This is a genomic window from Nocardioides carbamazepini (assembly GCF_024614185.1).
Classification (GTDB): Bacteria; Actinomycetota; Actinomycetes; order Propionibacteriales; family Nocardioidaceae; genus Nocardioides; species Nocardioides carbamazepini.
On record NZ_JAHTLF010000025.1, the window covers coordinates 670,910 to 688,082 of the forward strand.

A 17,173-nucleotide genomic window follows, 5' to 3' on the forward strand; every position below is an offset into this window, starting at 1 on the left:
GGAAGAGCGGGCACAAGGCTGGAGGGGCCTTCATCATGGGCGTAATCGCCGACCGTTTTTCCGGCGCGCTGTCACGGCGACCGGGCGCGATCCGTCGAACGGGGATCAGGGCGATCGCCCTGGCCCTGTTGGCCGGTGGCATCAACATCGGCGTCGGACTGTCGCCGGCCACGGTGCCGGCCGCCCAGGCCGCCACGATCACCATCGGCCAGGTGACGGCGCAGATGAGCGATCACGCGCCGACCAGTGGCAACTGCATCCGGTACGCGCCGGCCAACACCTCCAGCAGCTCGACCTATGTCACCTCGTCGGGCGAGGCTCTCACCGCCCACGGCTACGACGACGACTGTCCGTCGAGCCTCAGGAAGAGCGAGCAGAGCGCGGTCGGGGTCGTCCCGACCGCCGCCACCACCACCCAGGACGGGACCCCCTTCCTGCTGGGCAAGGTGACCCACTACAACAACCCGGTCCAGACCAACGACGACCGCTTCACCGGGAAGATGAGCTTCCAGCTCGCCGGCGTCACCGGCGCCAACACCTTCACCTGGGACTGGACCCTGTGGGAGACCTCGAACAGCAGCTCCTCGTGTCCCTCCGGCTGGTGGAAGGGCAACGGCAACTGCCAGGACCAGATCAAGTTCACCAGCGCGATCAGCCAGCAGACCGTGACGATCGGCGGGGCCAGCTACCGCCTCGCCGTCGACGGCTTCCGGGCCCCCGCGTCGAACGGCACCTGCCCGGCCGCGCCGGGCGGAGCCACCGCCAACGAGTTCCTCACCGACGAGAACGCCCAGACCTCCGCGTGCATCTACGTCAGCCTGGTGCAGGTCCGCAGCCTGAAGATCGTGAAGAAGGTCGTCGGGCCGTCCGGTGTCTCCGTGCCGAACACGTCCTTCGGGTTCGGCTCGACGTCCAACCGGCCCGGCTCGCCGTGGGACGCCGGCTCGTTCAGCCTCTCCTCGAGCACGAGCACGTCCGACTCCACGACCAAGGAGCTGCTGCAGACCGAGTCGGTCTCCGTCACCGAGTCCGCGCCCAGCGGCGCCGGCAGTGACCGCTGGTCGCTGACCGGCATCGCCTGTGTCGACGGCACCGGTGCCACAGTCCCGCAGGCGGCCTACAGCCTCCCGGCACGCAAGCTCGACCTGACGAACGTCCCGGCCCCGGCCACGACCGCCGCCGGCCCCATCACCTGCACCTTCACGAACACCTACACCCCCAAGGGCACGCTGACCCTGGTCAAGACCGTCCAGAACGGCGGTGGCGGCAGCGCGACCGCGGCGAGCTTCACCCTCACCGCGACCGGCGCCACGACGATCTCCGGCCCCGGCGGCTCGGCAGCGGTCACCGCTCAGCGGGTGGGCACCGGCAGCTACGACCTCAGCGAGACCGGTCCGGCCGGCTACGTGAGCCAGGGCTGGTCGTGCACCGGCGGCACCGGCAACGGTGCGAACGGCTCGGTCACGGTCGGCGACGGGCAGAACGTGACCTGCACCGTGGTCAACCGCTACCAGACAGGCACCTTCAAGATCGCCAAGACGATCGCCGACCCGGCCGACGGCTTCACCGGCTCGGCGAGCACGCCGTTCACCGGGACCTACAACTGCGGCAGCGGCAACGTCGCCTTCTCGGTCTCGACCGGCACCGGGTTCACCTCCCCGGCGATCCCGGTCGGTCGCACCTGCACGGTGACCGAGACCCAGCCGACGGGCAATCTGAAGAACGCGTCGTACTCGTGGTCGGCGCCGTCCTACGCCAACAACGGCGTCACCATCGCCGACGGCGCCAGCCCGACGGTGACCGTCACCAACACGATCACCCAGGCCACCGGCTCGATCCGCGTCGCCAAGGTCGTCGCCCCGCGCGCGGGCACGCCCGCCGGTGGCTACACCGGTGGCAACGCTCGCCCGTTCCCGGTGGCCTACACCTGCTCGCTGCCGGCCAACACGGTCGTCGCCTCCGGCACGGTCGCCGTCACGCCGGGCACTCCGGCCGTCGTCCCCGGCATCGCCGCCGGGGCGTCCTGCACCTTCACCGAGACGCAGACCGCGCAGTCCGGTGACTTCGCCGACGGCTCCTACGGCTGGGACGGCAACGCCTTCGCGCCGACGAGCATCACGGTCGCGGCCGGCCAGACCACGTCGACCACCGTCACCAACCACTTCAAGCGCAACCTCGCCGACCTGGTCCTGAAGAAGGTCGTCCAGGGCGGCGGGTACGTCGGCAGCGGCACGCCGTTCGCCGTCACCTACGACTGCGGCAACAACCCGGTCACCGTGAACCTCGCGGCGACCGGCGCCCAGAGCCAGCAGACCGTCTCTGTGCCGGCCAACGTCAACTGCACCGTCGTCGAGACCGCGCCCGCGGGCAACCTGCTCGCCGCCTCCCACGAGTGGGGCACCCCGTCCTACGCCGGGCTGACCAACGGCACCGTCGCCGTGCCGACCGGCGGCTCCAAGACCGTCACCGTCACCAACCCGACGGTCCCGGTCTACGCCAAGCTCTCCGTCACCAAGGCGATCGCGCCGACGGCGCTGGCCTCCGGCGTCGCCTCCGGCACCACGTTCCCCGTCACCGTCGCCTGCGATCAGCCGGCCAGCGGCGGGGGTGCGGACTACCAGCACACCTTCGCCCTCGCCGTCGGCGCCACCGCCACCACGCCGGACCTCCCGGTCGGCACGTCGTGCACCGTCACGGAGAACGCGCCGAGCGGCTCCGCTGGGCTGGTCGACGAGTCCTATGTGTGGGACGGCGCTCCCGCCCCGGTCACGAAGACGCTGAGCACCAAGAACACCACCGTCGGCGTCACGGTCACCAACAAGATCAAGCGCGCCTACGGCGACCTGGCCGTCACCAAGGCGGTCGACGGGCTGGGCGGCGTCAACGGCGCCGGCACCACGTTCTCCGGGACCTGGTCGTGCGTCTACGGCGGCGACGCGCCCGTCTCCGGCACCTGGCAGCGCACCGGCGCGGGCGCCGCGACGGTCAGCGGCCCCACCGGCTCGATCCTGCTTGGCTCCACCTGCACGATCACCGAGAACGCCCCGTCCCCCGCCGCGCCGAGCGCCACCGACGCCTCCTACGTGTGGGGCGCGGAGACGATCACGCCGGCGAGCGTCAAGGTCACCAAGGCGAACCCGACGGCTACGTTCAGCGTGACCAACCCGGTGCGCCGGGTCACCGGGTCCTTCGCCGTGGGCAAGGTCGTCAACGGCGGCGCCGCCGGCACGGCCTATGCCGACCAGCCGTTCACGTTCGACTACTCCTGCACTCCGGCCGGCGGGGGCACCGCGCAGACCGGCTCCCTGCAGGCCCGCGCCGGTCAGACGACCAGCCTGCCCGCGGGCGTCGAGATCCCGGCCGGCAGCTCCTGCACGGTCACCGAGGGCGCCAACCCGGCGCCGATCGATCCGTTCCGATGGGACGCGGGCGTCACGTTCGCGGTCACCGGTGCCCAGGGCTCGTCCTCGGGACGCGGCGTCACCTTCACCACCCCGGCCGACGGCGCGCCCGTGACGGTGCAGGCCACCAACACGATCAGCCGTCGCGAGGTCGACGTCGCGGTGGCCAAGAAGGTCGTCGACCCCGACGGCGGGTTCACCGGCGCCGCCAGCACCAGCTTCCAGGTGTCGCTGACCTGTGCCGGCACGACCTACGGACCGAGCGCCGTCAAGGCGGGCGACTCGGTGAGCTTCACGGTCCCGCTGGGCGTCACCTGCTCGGCGAGCGAGGCCCCGATCCCGGCGGGCGCCGGTCTGGCCGACGCGTCCTTCACGTGGTCCGGCAGCCCGGACATCGCGCCGGGGTCGGTCAAGGCGACCGAGGGCTCCTCGCCCGAGGTCACGGTGACCAACACCGTGGAGCGCGTGCGTGGCGCCGTCGACCTGACCAAGATCGTCGACGAGGCCGGCCACTCGGGCGTCCTCGCCGCCGACCGCACCTACTCGGGCACCTGGACCTGCACCTACCCCGGTCAGTCGGGCCAGCAGGTGGGCGGCACCTGGACCGTCGACGGCGCGGGTGCGGCCACGCTCACCGGCCCGGCCGGCAGCGTGCTGCTCACCTCGCAGTGCACCGCCACGGAGGACGACCGCGGCGCCGTGAGCGGCGACCCGTCGTACGTGTGGGAGACCCCCACGCTCACCGGTGTCACGGCGAGCGCGGCAGGCCCGAACACGATGAAGGTGACCAACAAGATCAAGCGCCTGACCGGCGGCCTCCTCGTGACGAAGAAGGTCACGGGGGAGACCGACGGCTACACCCGCACCGCTGCCGACTTCACCGTCGCCTACCGCTGCTACCTGGCGGACCCGGCCACGGGTCCCTTCTTCGAGGGCGAGGTGCAGGTCGTCGCCGGTGCCGCCGCGGTCCAGCTGGCCGGGGGCGTCCCGCGGGGCTGGACCTGCGCGGTCCGCGAGACCGCGCCGGGGGCCAACCTGTTGCGCGACGCCTCCTACGCGTGGGGCGAGCCCACGATCGAGGTCGACGGTGACGAGACCGACACCGTCGAGATCGGTGCCGGCAGTGCCGCCGTCGCGGTGGCCAACCCGATCAGCCGGGTCACGGGCGACCTCGAGATCCGCAAGGCCTACGGCCCGGGCGTGACGTCGGGCGTCGTGACCTCCGGCACCGGGTTCTCCGGCACCTGGTCCTGCGTCTACGACCAGGGCAAGGCGACCGAGGAGACCTTCTCCGGCACTTGGCGCGTCACCGGCACCGGCGACGCCGCCCTCACCCCCGACGTCGACCTGCCCCTCGGCACGGTCTGCTCGGCGGCGGAGGACGCGCTCGACGACGGGGACCTGACCGACACCTCCTGGACGTGGACCGCACCTCAGGTCTCCGGGCCGGTCACCGTCGGTACGACGACGCCGGCACTGGTGGTCACCAACGACGTGAAGCGGGTCTACTCCGACCTCACCGTGGTCAAGGAGTACGCCGGTCCCGCGGCCGCCCTTCCGGGTGGCACCACGGTCCAGGGCGCCTGGAGCTGCCGCTACGACACCACGGTCGTCGGCCAGGGCCGCTGGGAGCTGCCGGCGACCGGCGGATCGGTCCAGGTCGCCGGTCCGGCGGAGCGGATCCCCGCCGAGTCGGTCTGCACCGTCAGCGAGGACACGCTGGACGACGGCGACCTCGCGGACGGCTCCTACACGTGGCTCGCGCCGGTCATCGCCCCGTCGGGGGGCGTCGTGACGCTCACCGCGGCCGGCGGTCACCAGGTGACGGTCACCAACGACGTCACCCGCGTCTACGGCAGCCTGGAGATCACGAAGGAGATCGCGGGCGGCCAGGCGATCGACGACGGTCTCACCTTCACCGGCGGCTACACCTGCACCTACGGCAACGACGCCCCGGTCACCGGCTCGTGGACGGTCACGGACGAGGGCACCTTCACCGTCGGCGGCGTGCTGGTCGGCTCGACCTGCACGGCCACCGAGGACACAGCACTCCGGCCCGCGCCGGTGGCCGGTGACCCCTCGTTCGTGTGGCAGGCGCCGGTCATCTCGCCCGACTCGGTCACCGTCGGTGCCGGGACGACGGTCACGCTGACCGTCACCAACACGGCATCGCGGACGACGGGCGCCTTCGCCATCACCAAGGCGCTGACCGGAGCGACCGCCGGCGAGCCGGCCGACCAGACCTACACCTTCGACTACTCCTGCGTCGCCAAGAACGGCGACAAGGTCGAGGGCACCTCCGACGCGATCGCGGCGGGTGGGATCTGGAACGCTCCGGACGTCCCGGTCGGCAGCGCCTGCACGGTGGGCGAGAACGCGCTTCCCGCGCTCGGCGACCCGTCCTACTCCTGGGCCGACCCCGCCTACGACGTCGACGGCGTCGACGAGAACGGCGTCAGCACCGGACCCGCGGGCGTGTCCTTCACCCTTCCGACCGGACAGGTGGCGGTCGTCGTGACGGTCACCAACGAGCTCCAGCGGCACACCCGGACGGTCGAGGTCGCCAAGACCATCTCCGGCACCAAGGCCGGCTACGTCGGCGGAGACTTCGCCGTGGACGTGACCTGCACGCCGGTCAGCGGCGCCGCGATCACGAGGACCCTGACGGTGTCGCCCACCACGTCGTCGACCGTCAACGACGTGCCGATCGGCTCCACCTGCACCGTCGAGGAGCAGGCGACCCGTCCGGCACTCGCCGACCCGTCGTACCGCTGGGGCACGCCGACCTACACCCCGTCCGGCCCGGTGACCGTCACCGCCGGGCAGGGGCCGGCCCGGGTCACCGTCGACAACCCGATCAGCCGGGTCTTCGGCACCTTCACGGTCAAGAAGCTGCTGACCGGATCCGGCGTCCCCGCCGGAGCGCCGCAGGCAGGGACGACGTACCCGTTCGACTACGCCTGCGACGTGCCCGGCGCCACCGACCCCGTGACCGGCCGGATCGACGTGCCTCGCGACGCGGTGACCGCGTACGACGGCCCGCGACTGCCGCAGGGCAGCACCTGCCGGCTCACCGAGCCGAGCGCCGAGCTGCCCGCCCCGGACCGCGGTTACGCGTGGGGAGGCGTCAGCTACACCGTCGACGGCGACCCCACCGGGTCGGGGCGCGACGTCGACCTGACCATCGGGGACGACACCACGGTCGCGGTCGTGGCCACCAACACGCTGCACCGCACCCCGGGCGGCTACCGCGTCACGAAGACCTCGAACCCGGGGTCCGGGGCGGTCGTGGCTCCCGGTGACGTGATCACCTACACGCTGACGATCACGCCCGACGGCACCAACCCGGTCGACGACGTGGTGGTGATCGACGACCTCGCCGAGGTCGAGCCCTACGCGACCGCCGTCGGTGCGCCCGTGGCCAGCCAGGGCACGGCCGTGATCGACGGTCAGAAGATCCGGTGGACCGCGGGCACTGTCGACGGCAACCAGCCGCTGACGCTGACCTACCAGTACAAGGTCGATGCCGGAGCGGTCGGCGTGGAGCTGCGCAATGTCGCGTCCGCGACGGGCGAGGTGCCGCCCACGACCTGTGAGCCGTGCCAGACCACGCACGACACCAAGGCGGAGTGGGATCTGACGAAGACGGCCGATCCGGCCTCGGGCTCGCAGGTCGCTCCGGGCGGCACGATCACGTACACGCTCACGGCCACCAGCCGGTCCAAGAAGTCCGCGGTCGTCGGCATCGTGGTCGAGGACGACCTGACCTCCGTCCTGGGCAACGCCCAGCTCCAGCCGCTCGGCACCCCGAGCACGGGAAGCGTCACCCGGACCGGCAACCGCCTGGTGTGGCAGATCCCCTCCCTCGCGCCGGGAGCGGTCGCGACGCTGCGCTACACGGTCGTCGTCAACACCGCTGCCTGGGGGGTGACCCTGCGCAACGTCGTCAGCGGCAGCGCGGAGGACACGCCGCCGTCGTCCTGCCCCAAGGTCGGCAGCCCGGCCCGCGTCGCGGCCCTGTGCACCACCGAGCACACCACCCCGCCCGGCGAGGTCGGTGGCGTCGACGAGGGCGGCAAGGGCGGCGGCAAGGGCGGCGGCAAGGGTGACGTCGGCGGCGCGACCGCGCTGCCCGACACCGGCAGCTCCGCCAGCCTGCCGTGGTACCTCGTCTCCGGTGTGCTGATGCTGCTCTGCGGTGGCTACCTGGTCGGCCGGAACCGCAAGGGAACCCACCGGGGCGGCGCCAGGAGGGCCTGAGCGACCCCGTCGGACACGGGCGTGCTCTTCTCAGCCGGGGAAGGGTACGCCCGTGTTGGCGTGGCAGCGGTAGCCGTGCGGCACCTTGTGCAGGTACTGCTGGTGGTGCGGCTCGGCGTAGTAGTACGCCGGGGCGGGCGCGATCTCGGTGGTGATCGGGTCCAGGCCGCGGCGGGCGAGCTCGTCGCCGTAGACCTGGGTCAGCGCGCGGGCGGTCTGCTCCTGCTCGGGCGTCGTGTAATAGATCGCGGAGCGGTACTGCGTGCCGACGTCGTTGCCCTGGCGCATGCCCTGCGTCGGGTCGTGGACCTCGAAGAACCGCTTGACGAGGTCGGCGTAGGAGACCTGGGCCGGGTCGAAGACGAGCCGGACGGCCTCGGTGTGGCCGGTGCGGCCGCTGCAGACCTCCTCGTACGTCGGGTTCGGGGTGCTGCCGCCGGCGTACCCGACCGAGGTCGACCACACCCCCGGGACCTGCCAGTAGATCTCCTCGGCGCCCCAGAAGCAGCCGAGGCCGAAGATGGCGACCTCGAGGCCGTCGGGGACGTCGTCGGTGACGAGCGGGGTGCGCAGGACCTCGTGCAGCGTGGGGAGGGCGAACGCCGGGGCGGTGCGGCCGGGCAGTGCCTCGGCAGGGTCGACCAGGTCGGGCGTGCGGCGGGAGAACATGCAGCCATTGTCTCCCCGCCGGCAAGGGGCGGCTGCGCGGCTCAGTCGTCGAACCGGAGCTCGCGGCTGAACCTGAGCTGGAGCAGGGCGCTGCCGCCGTCGACGGGCAGCTGGACGCCATTGACATAGCCGGCTTCGTCCCCGGCGAGGTAGAGCACCGCGGCGGCCACCTCCTCCGGCTGCGCCCACCGTCGCGATGGGACCGTGCTCAACGCGTGCTCGCGGACGTCGTCGGGGGCATCGGCGAGCCGGGGCACGTCGATGACGCCCGGCAGCACGCAGTTGCTGGTGATCCCGTGGGGGCCGTACTCCAGCGCCACGGTGTTGGACAGCCCGATCAGGGCGGCCTTCGAGGCGGCGTAGTGGGCCTGGCGGTAGCCGCCCTGCACCGAGCTGATGCTGGCCACGTTGACGATGCGCCCGTAGCCGGCGGCGAGCATGTCGGGGAGGACCTCGCGGATGAGCAGGAACGGACCGCGGACGTTGACCTGCATGAACCGGTCCCAGGTCTCCAGCGCGATCCGGTGCGTGGCGCGGTAGTCGCCGAACAGCGCCGCACAGTTGACCAGGACGTCGAACCGCACGTCGTCGCGACGCAGCGTGTCGAGAGCGGCGCGCACCCGGGTGTCGTCGGTGAGGTCGACGTCGACGTGGGTGACGCCGGGGAGGGCCGCGGCGGGCGCGGTCAGGTCGAGACCGAAGACGCGGTCGCCGAGCGCGACGAACCGCTCGGCGACGATCCGCCCGACGACACCGTTGGCGCCGGTCACGAGCACGGTGCGGGCGGGGCGGCTCACCGGCTCTCCTCGGCGAGCAGCAGCGCGGCGCGCTCGCGCAGCGCGACCCGCTGCACCTTCGAGGACAGCGTGCGGGGGAAGTCGTCCATGACCAGCACCCGCTTGGGGACCTTGTAGTCGGCGAGACCCGCCCGGGCGGCGGCGGTCACCGCCGCCGGGTCGATGACGGCGCCGGGCTGCGGGATCACGCACGCTACGACCTCCTCGCCCCAGCGCTCGCTCGGGACGCCGACCACCGACGACTCCGCGACGCCGGGACCGTGGTCCAGCACCCGCTCCACCTCGGCCGGGTAGACGTTGAGCCCGCCGGTCACGATCATCTCCTTCTTGCGCCCGGCGATGAAGTAGTAGCCGTCCTCGTCGCGATGGGCCAGGTCGCCGGTCCGCAGCCAGCCGTCGGCCAGCGCCTCTGAGGTGAGGTCGGGGCGGCCCCAGTAGCCGGCGAAGACCTGCGGTCCGCGCAGGGCGATCTCACCGATCTCGCCGACCGCGACGTCCTCGCCCGCGTCGTCGAGCAGCCGGATCTCGAAGCCGAGCGCCGCGCGGCCGACCGAGCCGACCTTGACCCGGATCATGGCGTCGTCCATCCACATCGACGGACCGCCCGTCGCCTCGGAGAGCCCATAGGCCTGGCTGACGTTGACTCCGCGGGCGCCGTACGCCTCGACCAGGTCGGGGGGAACGACGGCGCCGCCCGACTGGATGCCGCGTAGCGAGGTCAGGTCGGTGGAGTCCCAGGTGGCGGCAGCCCGCATCCGGTCCAGGATCGTCGGCACGGAGGTGATCCAGGTGACGCCGTGGCGCTCGACGAGGCGCAGTGCCTCGAGTGGCTCGAAGTCGCGGACCAGCACCAGCGTGCCGCCGGCCGCGATCGCGTGCTTGGAGGAGGCGATGAAGCCACCGGAGAAGCACAGCGGCATCACCACCAGGTGCACGTCGCGGTGAGTCAGCGCGTACTCCGACATCCACAGCGTCCGGGACGCCTCCAGGTTGCCCAGCGTGAGGGTCACGCCCTTCGGGCGGCCGGTCGTGCCCGAGGTGTGGATGAGGGCCGCCGGCTCGTCGGTGTCGCGTGCGGGCAGCGGTCCCCGGTCCGGTGCCACCGGCGCCGCGGCGTCCACGTCGACCGCGACACCGCCGGTCCAGGCGTCCGTGAGGTACGCCGCCAGCGCCGGCAGGTCCCGCTCGTAGACGACCACTGCCGGCGTGGCGTCCTCGAGGACCTCGGCGAGCTCGCGGGCGGCGAGGCGGGTGTTGACCGGGACGACGACGGCGCCGACCCGGTGCGCGGCGAACTCCACGTAGAGGAACTCGGGCCGGTTCAGCAGGCAGATGGCCACCCGGTCCCCGGGGCGCACGCCCAGCGCGCCGAGCCGAGCGCGCCAGCGCGCCACCTCCTCGTCGAACCGGCTCCAGGTCACGGCCTCGTCGCCGAAGTGGATCGCGGGGCGGTCGCCGAAGAGCGTGGCCCAGTGGCCGATCCAGGTGGGGAGGGTGCTGCGCATGACGACTAGATCTCCTGGGGGACGGGGCGGTTGTTGCGGCGCGCGCCCTCCACGAGGCCGTGCTCGATGAACTCGACGACCGCGCCGTCGGGATCCTCGAAGAACACCGCGTCCAGGAGTCCGACTCCTGCGCCGATGTCGATCTTCGCGACTCGGGGTGGTTCGGGCAACAGATCGCCCAGGTGCTCCAGGCTGGCGGCGAAATCCTCGGTCACCAGTGCCATCCGGTAGAGCCCGGGGTGGTTGCCCGGGGTGAGGGCGCGGGGGAGGAGCACCTCGGGACCGGGCTCGCACAGCTCGATGCCGAACGTGTCGCGGTTGCCCTCGTAGCGCAGCATCCGGCGGTGCACCACCTCGCCGTCGATCGTGGTCCGCCGGTCGACGGCGACGCGCATCCGCAGCACGCGCTGGTAGAAGCCGGTGCTGCGCTCCAGGGAGCTGCAGTTGAGGCGGACTCCGCGGAAGCGCAGCGGCCGGTCGGCGTCGTAGCGGACCTCGAGATGGGTGCCGTCGGGGTCGCGAAGGTGCAGCGCGGGGACGGGCTCGCCGCCCTCGTCGACGATCTCGACCGCGCGCACGTCCGGGGTCCAGGCGGCGGCGCGGCCGGCGACCTCATCGAGGTCCGCGGCGGTGAACAGGAGCCGGTTGAGGCCCCAGCGGTGCCCGGTGTCGGGTTGCCGGACCCGCACGTCCTCGACGGCGGGATGCCACTGCAGGACGTCCAGCACGGGACCTCGGACGCCGCGGTCGTCGCTCATCAGCACGCCGCTCCAGCGGACCAGCTCGTTGATGGCGAAGGCGTCGCCGGCCTGGTCGATGTCCGGGGCCATGCGCACGATCGGACGCAGTCCGAGCACCTCGGCGTAGTAGCGCTCGGACCGGGCGATGTCACGGACGTTGAGGTTCACATGACCGAACCACTTGGGAATGCCGTTCACGGTGATCCTTTCCAAAAGGTGACGCCACCTTAACAAAATTGTGGCACGCACGGTCAAGATGATCGTTGACGGAGCCTAGATCGCCCCTTAAAGTGATGTGAGTTTCACAAACTCGGTGACGGCGATCACAGCCGGCCCCCCGGCCGGCCCTCGAAAGGAAGACCATGAACCGAACGCTTCGATCCGTTGCCGCGGGCGCTGCCGCGCTGACGCTGCTCCTGACGGCGGCCTGCGGCAGCGACGACACGGGCAGTGGCGGTGACTCCGGCGACCCGCTGCGGGCGACGATCGGGCTGATCGGGCCGAAGTCCGGCGCGGCGCAGTTCTACTGGACCGAGCTCGTGCGCGGCATCGAGCTTGCGGAGCCGGAGATCAAGGAGAGGTTCGGGGTCACCTTCGACAAGGTCGAGGGTGACGACCAGGGCTCGCCCGACGTCGCCTCGCGCGTGATCCAGACGATGCTCAACCAGGACGAGGTGGACGCGGTCTTCGGGCCGTCGCAATCCGGTCCGAGCCTGCAGGTGGCCGAGACGATCCAGCGCACCGGGCGGCCGTGGCTCGTCTCGATCGCCGCGGCGGACGAGATCCTCGACCCCGACGCGGACCCGAACTGGGGCTTCCGCACCAACAACAACAACTCGGACGCGATCGCGGTCAGCGGCTCCTACCTGTGGGCCGAGCCGGGCGCGAAGGTCGGCATCTTCTACGGCGCCGACGCCTACGGCCAGTCCAACCGCGACATGCTCGCGGCCTACGCCGAGGACAACGACAAGACGGTCGTCCACGAGGAGGTGATCCAGCCGGGCGCGACCGACGTCTCCTCGCAGGTGCGCAAGATGCGGGACGCCGGGGTCGACTCGATCCTGGTCGCCGTCACGACCGGCGCCGACACCGCCGCGGTCAGCAAGGCGATGGACCAGCTGGGCTTCGAGCCCGACCGGTTCCTCGTCACCGCGACCGTGCTCGCCGGCTACACCGACCTGGCCCAGCCGCGGGAGTGGGAGAACCTCGCCTTCATCGAGCCCCGCGACCTGACCGGCGACTCCTTCGCCGGCATCGCGCAGCGCTACGAGGAGGAGTACGGCGAGAAGCCGACCAGCGCCGTGGCGGTCTACACCACCTACACCTCGGCGATCCTCTACGCCCAGGCCGTGGCCGCTGCGAAGGACGCCCACGACTGGGAGGCGGTGCGCCAGGCGATGGAGGACACCCCCAGCCTGGATGTCAACGGACGGGTCTGGGAGCAGCCGTTCGGCGCGGACGACCACGACCTCTACGAGGACGACCCGTCGTCGTGGTACGTCATCGGCTTCGATCCCGAGGGCAACCTCCGCACGATCGGATCGGCCGGCTCCTGATGCTCGACCAGATCCTCGTGGGTGCTGCGATCGGCTGCCTGTACGCCCTGATCGCCCAGGGTTTCGCGCTGACCTTCCGCACCACCCACACGATGAACTTCGCGACCGGCGAGATCGGCGCGATCGGCGCCTTCGTCGCGCTGGGCCTGGCGGGCGTCGGCTGGCTGCCGGCACCGGCGAAGCTCGCCGCCGCGGCGATCATCGTGGCCCTGGTTGGGGCGGTGGTCTTCGCCGTCCTGATCAGGCCGTTCGTCACCAACGACGGCCATGACGCCCGGTGGCTGCTGGTGACCGTCGCGTTGTCGCTGGTGGCGGTCGACCTGCTGCGCAACAGCCAGGGGACCCAGCACCGCCCGCTGGACTTCGCCCGGCTGGACGGGGTGCTGTCCCTCGGGTTCGCGCAGGTCCCCAAGCAGCTCGCGCTGCTGGCCGTCGTCTGCCTCGCGCTGGGGATCGCGATCGCTCTCCTCGTGACCCGCACGGGCCTCGGCGTGCGGATGCGCGCCGTGGCCGAGGACACCGAGACCGCCGGTCTGGTCGGCATCGACGCCCGCCGGATGGGGATGCTCAGCTACGCGATCGGGTCGGCCGCCGTCGCGGTCGGCGCCACCCTGTGGACCGGATACGTCGGGGTGTTCCCGGACATCGGACCGCTGCTGCTCGTGCCCGCGTTCGCCGGCGCCGTCATCGGCGGGCTGATCTCCGTCTGGGGCGCTCTCGCCGGTGGCGTGCTCTACGGCATCGCCGAGCAGCTGTTCGCGCACTGGTTCGGTGCCACCGCCGGCGGCGTCATCGGCCTGGTCGCCGTCGTCGGGGTGCTGGTGCTCCGGCCCGAGGGCCTGTTCGCCCGGCGCGTGGAGGTGAAGGTCTGATGGCCGCCGTCGCCCTCCCGCTCGCCCGGCTGCGGCCGTGGGCGTTCCCGCTCGCGGTCGCCGTCGTCGCGCTCCTCGCCATCCTCTACACGACGGACGGCTCCGGGGTGCGCCTGTCGAACAGCCAGCAGATCGGGCAGATCTGCGCCTTCCTGGTGGCCTCCGTCGGCCTCAACCTGCTGGTGGGGCGCACCGGCATGCACTCCTTCGCCCAGGGCGCCTTCCTCGCCATCGGCGCCTACACCTTCGTGTGGACCCAGCTGACCTGGGACGCTCCGTTCCTGGTCGGCATGCTGCTCGCGGCGCTGGTGCCGGCCCTGGCCGGGGTGGTGATCGCCGTCGCCACGACGCGGATGCGTGGCCCGCAGCTGGCGATGGTCACCCTGATCACGGCCGTGGTGGTCTACAAGGTGCTCGCGGAGTGGAAGCCCTTCGGCCAGTTCGGCGGCTATCCCAACACCGCCGCGCACGGGTCGAGCCTGATCGAGCCGCCGTCGCTGTTCGGGTGGGAGCTGCAGCCGCCGCTCTTCGGCGGCACGCCGGCCACCGCGCTGGTCCCGGTGATCGTCATCGCTGCGCTGAGCCTCCTCCTCTACCGACGAGTCGCGGGCACCGGATGGGGCCTGTCGCTGTCGGTGATCAAGCAGAGCGAGCTGCTGGCCGCCCACCTCGGCGTCAACGTCTACCTGCGCAAGGTCGCGGTGGTGTCCTTCGCCGCTGGGCTCGCCGGGCTCGGCGGTGCCTGCTACGCCCTGGTGTTCGCCCACCTGCAGCCGGAGAGCTTCGCGCTGATGCTGGGGGTCAACCTGATCGTGATGGTGATCCTCGGCGGCGCCGGCACGGTGCTCGGACCGGTCATCGGCACCGCGGTGATCGTCTACCTCCAGACCGCGCCTTCGGTCGCGGCCTTCGTGCGGTGGGAGAACGACACGATCAGCGACCGCTGGTACCTCTCCGCCCAGGGCCTGATCGCCTTCATGATGATCGCGGTGCTCTTCGCCATGCCGGCCGGCATCGTCGGGAGCGCCCAGAGGCTGTTGCGCAGGCGCCGGCCGCGCCGCGCGGCGATCGCGCCGTGGCACGGCGGGGAGCCGGCGGCCCACCTGGTCGCCGTGGCGCACACGTCCGGCGAGTCCGCCGAGCTCGTCGTCACCGACGTCGGCCTCGCCTTCGGCGGCGTCCGCGCGGTCGACGGGGTCTCGATCACCGTCGCGCCGGGCAGCATCGTGGCCGTCATCGGCCCCAACGGCGCCGGCAAGTCCAGCGTCGTGAACCTGATCTCCGGTGTCTACGCCGGCCAGGGCGGGAGCATGCATCTCGGGGGGACGCCGCTGCGGGGCCTGCCGGCGTACCGGCGGGCCCGGCTGGGCATCGCGCGGACCTTCCAGACGCCGATCCTCTCGCCGGAGCTGACCGTGGTCGACAACGTCCTGGTCGGGTCCGAGCAGACCGCTTCGATGTCCTGTGCCGGTGCCGTGAGCGCGACCCGGGCGGCCCGGCGTGCGCGCGAACGGGACCTGCGCGACGTGGCCGCGGCGCTCGAGCTCGTCGGACTCACCGAGGAGGCAGGCCGCACCGCGGACGAGCTCTCCTATGGTCAGCAGCGGCTGGTCGAGCTCGCCCGGGCACTGGTCTCCCGGCCGCGCCTGCTCGTCCTCGACGAGCCGGCCGCCGGCCTCAACCCCACCGAGATCGCCGCCCTGGCGCTGATTCTGGAACGCCTGAGGGACCAGGGCCTGTCGGTCCTGCTGGTCGAGCACCACATGGATCTGGTCCGCCGGATCGCCGACCACGTGGTGTGCATGATCGACGGCCGGGTCGCGGCGGCGGCGGACGCCCACACCGTCCTGTCCGATCCCTTGGTCGTGTCCGCCTACCTGGGCCAAGGACACGTCGCGGTGGCAGGAGGCCAGCATGCTTGAGCTCACCGGTGTGTCGTCCGGGTACGGCGCGGTGCCGGTCCTGCGCGACATCGACCTGACGATCACTCCCGGTGAGGTCGTCACGGTGCTCGGTGCCAACGGCGCCGGGAAGACCACGCTGGCCCGCACGGTCAGTGGCCTGCTCCCGGCCAAGGAGGGCTCGATCCGGCTGGACGGCGCGGACCTGACCCGGAGACGGTCCCACACGAGAGCTGGCCGGGGCGTGATCCTGGTCCCCGAGGGGCGGCGGCTGTTCGGCGGGCTCACGGTGGCGCAGAACGTCGAGCTCGGCCGGATCGCGGCGCGCCGGCGGCGCGCCGACGCGGACCCGGTCGAGCACCTCCTCGACACCTTCCCGAAGGTGCGGACCCTGTGGGACCGGCAGGCCGGCCTTCTCTCGGGCGGCGAGCAGCAGATGGTCGCCCTCGCCCGCGCCGCGGCGGGGCGACCGCGGGTGCTGCTCCTCGACGAGCCGTCACTCGGGCTGAGTCCGATCCTGGTGGACGAGGTCTTCGCTATGGTCACCTTCATGGCGCGCGAGACCGGGAGCGCAGTGCTGCTCATCGAGCAGGTCGTCGACGGGGCGCTCGGGGTCGCCGACCGGGGGGTGGTCATGTCGCACGGACGGATCGTCGCGACCGGCAGCGCCGCCGAGCTCCGTGCGTCGCCGGTGGTCCGCGAGGCCTACCTGGGCATGACCGGGATCGAGGAGGCCGCCTCGTGAGCACGGCCGAGGGCCCCGCGGCGACGTGGCTGCCGAAGGACGCGGTGCGTGACGCCGTCGAGCACGGCGGCACGGAGACCTCGTTGATCGCCGCGGACGCGGTACCCCGGCCGCGCACGGCGAAGGGCCGAGCCACCCTGGTCCAGCTCAAGGAGGCCGGCCGGGTGGTGTTCCAGCGCGACGGCTACGTGCACGCGCGGGTCGCGGACATCGCCGCGGAGGCGGGCCTGTCCAACGGCGCCTTCTATCGGTACTTCACCGACAAGGAGCACCTGATGCTGGTGATCCTCGACGACTTCCTGCGCCAGTACCGCGACTACATCCGCGTTCCGTTCAACCCCGACCGGCCGCTCGCCTCCATCCAGGCCAGCTACGAGCGCTACCTGGAGTTCTACCGCGAGCACGTCGACCTGATGACGCTGCTCATCCAGGCCAGCCAGGTCGTCGACGAGGTGCGCAAGCTGTGGCTGAGCTCCGCGGCGGAGGTGTACGCCAGGATGGCTCGCCTGCTCAAGCGCTGCCAGGATCTCGGCCTGCTCCGCGAGGGCGTCCAGATCGAGCTCATCGCGCCGCTGCTCGGCGGGATGATCGAGCAGTACGCCAACCTGACCTACGTCCACGGCGCCCACGACGTGAGCGACCCGGCGGTCGTCGCCGAGCAGATCACGGCCATGTGGGTCTCGGGGGTCCTCAAGAACGTGGAGCGCTGAGCGGGGCCGTCCGCGCG

General features: G+C 71.9%; 10 protein-coding genes. 6 read left to right on the top strand and 4 right to left on the bottom strand.

Annotated features, from left to right (window positions below; genetic code table 11):
- The first annotated feature begins 35 nt into the window (after nt 1-35).
- Nucleotides 36-7,661 (top strand): DUF5979 domain-containing protein, encoded by a 7,626-nt coding sequence (locus KVF89_RS29375; RefSeq protein ID WP_257430722.1) that lies wholly within the window; start codon nt 36-38, stop codon nt 7,659-7,661.
- Between the two features lie 30 nt (nt 7,662-7,691).
- Here KVF89_RS29375 and msrA read toward each other — a convergent pair whose 3' ends face one another.
- Genes msrA through KVF89_RS29395 form a run of 4 tightly spaced genes read right to left on the bottom strand, consistent with a single transcriptional unit; the run spans nt 7,692 to nt 11,570 of the window.
- Nucleotides 7,692-8,330 carry a peptide-methionine (S)-S-oxide reductase MsrA gene (gene msrA, locus KVF89_RS29380; protein WP_257430723.1) on the bottom strand — a complete coding sequence of 213 codons (639 nt, stop codon included), beginning with the start codon at nt 8,328-8,330 and terminating at the stop codon, nt 7,692-7,694.
- 41 nt (nt 8,331-8,371) lie between these two features.
- Nucleotides 8,372-9,127 (bottom strand): SDR family NAD(P)-dependent oxidoreductase, encoded by a 756-nt coding sequence (locus KVF89_RS29385; RefSeq protein ID WP_257430725.1) that lies wholly within the window; start codon nt 9,125-9,127, stop codon nt 8,372-8,374.
- Nucleotides 9,124-10,632, bottom strand: coding sequence for a class I adenylate-forming enzyme family protein (locus tag KVF89_RS29390; RefSeq protein WP_257430726.1), 1,509 nt, complete (start codon nt 10,630-10,632; stop codon nt 9,124-9,126). Before KVF89_RS29390 ends, KVF89_RS29385 begins: the two co-directional genes overlap by 4 nt.
- Nucleotides 10,633-10,637: 5 nt before the next feature.
- Nucleotides 10,638-11,570: a VOC family protein gene (locus KVF89_RS29395; protein ID WP_257430727.1), complete on the bottom strand. Its 933-nt coding sequence runs from the start codon at nt 11,568-11,570 to the stop codon at nt 10,638-10,640.
- A gap of 164 nt (nt 11,571-11,734) precedes the next feature.
- Here KVF89_RS29395 and KVF89_RS29400 point away from each other — a divergent pair, with 164 nt between their 5' ends.
- Genes KVF89_RS29400 through KVF89_RS29420 form a run of 5 tightly spaced genes read left to right on the top strand, consistent with a single transcriptional unit; the run spans nt 11,735 to nt 17,156 of the window.
- The gene (locus tag KVF89_RS29400; protein WP_257430728.1) at nt 11,735-12,928 is read left to right on the top strand and encodes an ABC transporter substrate-binding protein; all 1,194 of its coding nucleotides are present in this window, start codon (nt 11,735-11,737) and stop codon (nt 12,926-12,928) included.
- The gene (locus KVF89_RS29405; RefSeq protein WP_257430729.1) at nt 12,928-13,800 is read left to right on the top strand and encodes a branched-chain amino acid ABC transporter permease; all 873 of its coding nucleotides are present in this window, start codon (nt 12,928-12,930) and stop codon (nt 13,798-13,800) included. Before KVF89_RS29400 ends, KVF89_RS29405 begins: the two co-directional genes overlap by 1 nt.
- Entirely contained in the window at nt 13,800-15,722 is a 1,923-nt protein-coding gene (locus tag KVF89_RS29410; protein WP_257430730.1) for a branched-chain amino acid ABC transporter ATP-binding protein/permease, read from the top strand. Before KVF89_RS29405 ends, KVF89_RS29410 begins: the two co-directional genes overlap by 1 nt.
- On the top strand, nt 15,715-16,446 hold the full coding sequence (locus KVF89_RS29415; RefSeq protein WP_257430731.1) for an ABC transporter ATP-binding protein: 732 nt from the start codon (nt 15,715-15,717) through the stop codon (nt 16,444-16,446). The genes KVF89_RS29410 and KVF89_RS29415 overlap by 8 nt, the downstream gene beginning before the upstream one ends.
- On the top strand, nt 16,443-17,156 hold the full coding sequence (locus tag KVF89_RS29420) for a TetR/AcrR family transcriptional regulator (RefSeq protein ID WP_257430733.1): 714 nt from the start codon (nt 16,443-16,445) through the stop codon (nt 17,154-17,156). Before KVF89_RS29415 ends, KVF89_RS29420 begins: the two co-directional genes overlap by 4 nt.
- Nucleotides 17,157-17,173: the final 17 nt, after the last annotated feature.